Source organism: Micromonospora sp. M51, from assembly GCF_018070305.1.
GTDB classification, from domain to species: Bacteria; Actinomycetota; Actinomycetes; order Mycobacteriales; family Micromonosporaceae; genus Micromonospora; species Micromonospora parva.
Genome location: NZ_JAGPXZ010001351.1, coordinates 1 through 755, shown reverse-complemented (window position 1 = coordinate 755; position 755 = coordinate 1). Strand labels below are relative to the sequence as shown.

Annotated in this window: 1 pseudogene; it reads right to left on the bottom strand. The window is 73.4% G+C overall.

Features of this window, described 5'->3' with window-relative positions:
- Nucleotides 1-159: 159 nt before the first annotated feature.
- Nucleotides 160-755, bottom strand: a pseudogene (locus KBX53_RS34775) (alpha/beta hydrolase); the annotation flags it as partial.

Sequence of the window (755 nt, the reverse complement as noted above, 5' to 3'; positions counted from 1 at the left end):
CCTCCGCGGCCAGCCGTTCACCACCGGGTTGCCCGCCCCGCCTTTCGGCGACCACCGTCACCGCCGCACCGACGGCCACCGCCACCGCCACCAGTTGGGCGAGCAACGCGAAACGCCGTCGACGGCGCACAGGGTGGCGGGCTGAGCTGGGCATCCGGGTCAGCCTGCCAGATCAGAGCGCCCCACCGCGTCCTCCGTTTCGGCGAGCAGGCCGACCACCGCGCGGGCAACCAGCCGGGGAACCTCCAACTGCGCCACATGGCCGACACCGTGGAGCATCATCAATCGGCTGTCCGGAATGACACGGGCGGTCTGCGGCGCCACCCGCACGTCGACAAGGCGGTCCTGCCGGCCGCCCACCACCAGGGTCGGTGCGCGTACCGCCGCGGCCAGGCGCCACAGCGACCCCGGCCCCGGCAGGTACGCGCGCAGGAAGCTGGCGACCAGCCCACGGAACGTCCGGACGTACGCGGCGGCGTAGTGCTCGGCCTCGTACCGCACCCGGATCTCCTCCAGCGCCTCGGCCCGACGCTGATCGCAGATCCGGCTGAGGTCGGCGACGCACGCCTCCAGCACCTGCTGGGCCATCACCTCCGGCGCGAGCTGGGTGAGGTGCCGGGCGACCAGCCGCTCACCACGCGGAATGGCGAGCACCGGCAGCATCCGCCCCTGCAACGAGCGCCGGAAGTCCAGGAACGGCAGCGCCGGGGAGATCAATGTGAGGGTGCGGACCAGGTCCGGCCGGAGCCCGGCGC